Here is a 4,440-nt window from a genome sequence, read left to right as displayed (position 1 = left end):
GCCCACGCCGACGCCGACGCCAACGCCAGCGCCAGCGCCAGCGCCAGCAGCCCAGCCAACCGCGGCCGCGGGCACGCCACCGCTTCCGCCGCCGCCGCCGCCGGGAGCGCCGCCGACTCCGCTCTACCGGATGGAAGTGCCGGTCTACGCCGAACTGCCGCCGATCGCGCGCGAGCTGACGGTCCAGCAGATCGGCACATTCCACGAACGTCAGGGCGAGCAGTCGCTGCTGACGGAAAACGGCGCGCTACCGGCGGCGTGGGCGCGTGTCTGGGGCGGACACACGACGCAGCACAACAGCGGCGCGGCCGATTCCGAGTTCAGCGGTGGCATCGGTGGCGTGCAGGTCGGCCACGACCTTTACGCGGACACGACGCCGTCCGGTCATCGCAATCACTACGGCTTCTTTTTCGGCTTCGCGCGTGCGAGCGGCGATGTCAACGGCTTCGCCCTCGGCTTTCCGAATGCCGACGCCGGCCATCTGTCGATCAACGCATACAGCGCGGGGCTTTACTGGACGCATATCGGACCGAACGGCTGGTACACGGACGCGGTCTTGCTCGGCAGTTCGCTCACGGCCGACCCGCAATCGAACCGCGGCGTCGGCGCGACGACGCATGGCAGCGCGTTCGCCGCATCGATCGAGGCGGGCTTGCCGATGCCATTGCCCGCCGGCCTTGCGGTCGAACCGCAACTGCAACTCATCTGGCAGCACGCGAATCTGCACGATATCGACGACGGCATTTCGACCGTATCGTTTCATGAAGCGAGCGGCTTCATCGGCCGGCTCGGTGTGCGCTTCTATGGCCATTTCGACGCGTCCGGCACCACCTTCGAGCCGTATCTGCGCGCGAATCTGTGGCGCTACTTCGGCGCGACCGACAACGCGACTTTCGCGGGCGTCGACGTCATTCCGACGAACGCCGCCGCAACGACCGCGCAACTCGGCGCGGGGATCGTCGCGAAGGTGAGCGTGCGCGGCAGCGTCTTCGCGAACCTCGCCTGGTCGACCAATCTCGGCGGTTCGCACCGCAGCGCGCTCGGAGGCGGTCTCGGCGTGCGCTGGAAGTGGTGAGCCGTTGCATACTGTGGTCACGCTAATAAATAAAGCAGGAGACAGCAATGACCGCGGCGACGCAATGCCCTTTCCACGATCGCGCCCCGAACGGTTGCCCGGTCAGCCCGCGCGCGGCCGAGTTCGATCCTTTCGGCGACGGCTATCAACAGGACCCGCCGGAATACGTGCGCTGGGCGCGCGAGCAGGAGCCCGTGTTCTGGAGCCCGAAGCTCGGCTACTGGATCGTCACGCGTTACGACGACATCAAGGCCATCTTCCGCGACAACATCACGTTCAGCCCGTCGATCGCGCTGGAAAAGATCACGCCGACCGGCCCCGAAGCCAACGCCGTGCTTGCATCGTACGGCTTTGCGCTGAACCGCACGCTCGTCAACGAGGACGAGCCCGCGCACATGCCGCGCCGTCGCGCGCTGATGGACCCGTTCACGCCCGAGGCGCTTGCGCATCACGAACCGATGGTGCGCGCGCTCGCACGCGACTATGTCGATCGCTTCATCGACGATGGCCGCGCCGATCTCGTCGATCAGATGCTGTGGGAAGTGCCGCTCACCGTCGCGCTGCATTTTCTCGGCGTGCCCGAGGAAGACATGGACACGCTGCGCCGCTATTCAATCGCGCACACGGTCAACACGTGGGGACGCCCAAAGCCCGAAGAGCAGGTCGAAGTCGCGCACGCGGTCGGCAAGTTCTGGCAGTTCGCGGGCAAGGTGCTCGACAAGATGCGCGAAGATCCGTCCGGTCCCGGCTGGATGCAGTACGGCATTCGCAAGCAGAAGGATTTGCCCGATGTCGTGACCGACTCGTATCTGCATTCGATGATGATGGCCGGCATCGTCGCCGCGCACGAAACCACGGCGAACGCCACCGCGAACGCACTCAAGCTGCTGCTGCAGCATCCCGGCGCATGGCGCGATATCTGCGAAGACCCGAGCCTGATCCCGAACGCGGTCGAGGAATGTCTGCGTCACAACGGGTCTGTCGCGGCGTGGCGGCGGCTCGCGACCAGGGACGTAACGATCGGCGGCGTCGGCATCGCGGCGGGATCGAAGCTTTTGATCGTCACGTCGTCGGCGAATCACGACCAGCATCAGTTCGCCGACGCCGATCTCTTCGACATCCGCCGCGAGAACGCCAGCGATCAACTGACCTTCGGCTACGGCGCGCATCAGTGCATGGGCAAGAACCTCGCGCGCATGGAGATGCAGGTCTTCCTCGACGAGCTCACCCGACGCCTGCCGCACATGCGGCTCGCCGAGCAGCGTTTCACCTACGTGCCAAACACGTCGTTCCGCGGGCCGGAGCATCTTCATGTCGAGTGGGACCCGGCTATGAATCCCGAACGCGCCGACCCGTCCGTGCGCGAGCCGCGCGCGGTGGTGCGCATCGGCGAGCCGTCGTCGCATGCGGTGAGCCGCGCGGTGATCGTCGATTCGGTCGATGCGTGCGCGGATCGCATCGTGCGCGTGCGGCTCGTATCGGCGGACGGCCGCGATCTGCCGCGCTGGACGGCGGGCTCGCATATCGACGTCATCTGCGGCGACACGGGTCTGTCGCGCCAGTATTCGCTGTGCGGCGATCCCGACGACCGCCGCGCCTTCGAAATCGCCGTGCTGCGCGAGACCGAGAGCCGCGGCGGTTCCGCGTGGGTTCACGACAACGTGAAGCCGGGCGCGCACTGGCGCATTCGCGGCCCGCGCAATCATTTCCGTCTCGACGAGCGCGCGAAGAAACTGGTGCTGATCGCGGGCGGCATCGGCATCACGCCGATCAGCGCGATGGCGCGACGTGCGCGCTCGCTCGGCCTCGATTACGCGCTGCATTACAGCGGACGCTCGCGCGCCTCGATGACGCTGCTCGACGAACTGCGCGCGCTGCACGGCGAGCGGCTTGTCCTCCATGTGTCGGAAGAGGGCGCGCGCAACGATTTCGCCGCGCTTGCCGTGGACGAAAACACGCAGGTCTACGCGTGCGGACCGGCGCGCATGCTCGAAGCGCTCACAGACGCGAGCGCTTCCTGGCCTGAGGACGCGCTGAAGATCGAGCACTTCGAATCGAAGCTCGGCGCACTCGATCCGAAAAACGAACACGCGTTCGCAGTAGAGTTGAAGGATTCGGGCCTCGTGCTCGACGTGCCGGCCGGTCAAACCCTCCTCGCGACACTGCGGCGCGCGAACGTCGATGTGCAGAGCGATTGCGAAGAGGGCTTGTGCGGTTCATGCGAAGTGCGCGTGCTCGAGGGCGAGATCGATCACCGCGACGTGGTGCTGACGAAAGGCGAACGTCAGTCGAACGACCGGATGATGGCGTGCTGCTCGCGCGCGAAAGGCAAGCGACTCGTTTTAGCGCTTTGAATAAACATCGGGAGTCGAGCGGCTTTTCGCCTCCGGCGAAGCCGTTCTTTTCGCAAAAGGACATTTTGCCGCGGTAATGCCTTAATTGATTTACAGCGCGCGATTTTCATCACATGGTCACGCAACGGCGCTAACGCAGTGAATAATCGGCATCGTCTAAAGACGAATTGGTTATACGCAGTAGTTAATTCGCGTATATAGATTGGCGTGTGATCGCGTTTGCATGTCTTTCAAGGGCGCACCTTTGTCCGTGACATGCGTCCGTCGACCGTGCGTTTGTATTACGGATTTACCCGCAGATGGTCAATTGATCATACAACCCGCGCAATTTTTGTCGTCATATAGGATGATTATTGAACGTGTGTTCGAGTGCGAAAGCGCTTTTTGGCACTACCAAGTAGGTATATCCTACGCAAACTAGGGTTTTCACCTACTAATATGAAATTTTTTACGCATGTTTTTGCGTTTAGAATTATTACTAATTTGATGCGTCGCACAAGCACGCACGACCGTAAAACTTCCAATATGCCCTGATGCCCCGACGCGCGATCTCGCGCGGCGGAATTGCGCATTCGCAATTCGTGGCGACCGAGCGAAAGAGAAGGCCGGTGCTTAACCTGAGAGATTCTGTTAAAGGCCCATTTAAATGGACCATGTAATTGGCCGCACATTTGCCGCATCCTGTTCGGGATATTTTCTGCGGAACGCACCTTGTCCCACGGGCGAGGTCATCCCATAGCCGACGCGACGCTTTCTGAGGTCGCTCGCTCACGCATCGGACGGTCGGACATGGCTCCGCACTCGACGACGCACCAATCCGTCCGAGTTCGCATCGAACTCAGCCAGTCCATCCGTATTGGACGCGTTTCCACGCCGTGTGAATCCCATCGGAACGGAAACCCAGCTCACGCTTTTGCTGTTTGACGAGGAAAGAAAATGACTGACGTAGTGATCGTATCGGCCGCGCGTACGGCGGTAGGCAAATTCGGCGGTTCGCTCGCGAAGATCGCG

Annotated in this window: 2 protein-coding genes; both read left to right on the top strand. The window is 62.8% G+C overall.

All coding sequences use genetic code 11. From position 1 onward, the window contains the following. The coding region (locus AWB75_RS36105) for an autotransporter family protein (protein ID WP_143746679.1) at positions 1-1,075 on the top strand (1,075 nt) is incomplete at its 5' end. A gap of 47 nt (positions 1,076-1,122) precedes the next feature. Next, positions 1,123-3,429 (top strand): cytochrome P450/oxidoreductase, encoded by a 2,307-nt coding sequence (locus tag AWB75_RS36100; protein ID WP_061128700.1) that lies wholly within the window; start codon positions 1,123-1,125, stop codon positions 3,427-3,429. The last annotated feature ends 1,011 nt before the right edge of the window (positions 3,430-4,440 follow it).

It is taken from the genome of Caballeronia catudaia (assembly GCF_001544755.2).
GTDB classification, from domain to species: Bacteria; Pseudomonadota; Gammaproteobacteria; order Burkholderiales; family Burkholderiaceae; genus Caballeronia; species Caballeronia catudaia.
The sequence above is the reverse complement of the archived record's forward strand: the minus strand, read 5'-3'. Positions and strand labels throughout refer to the sequence as shown.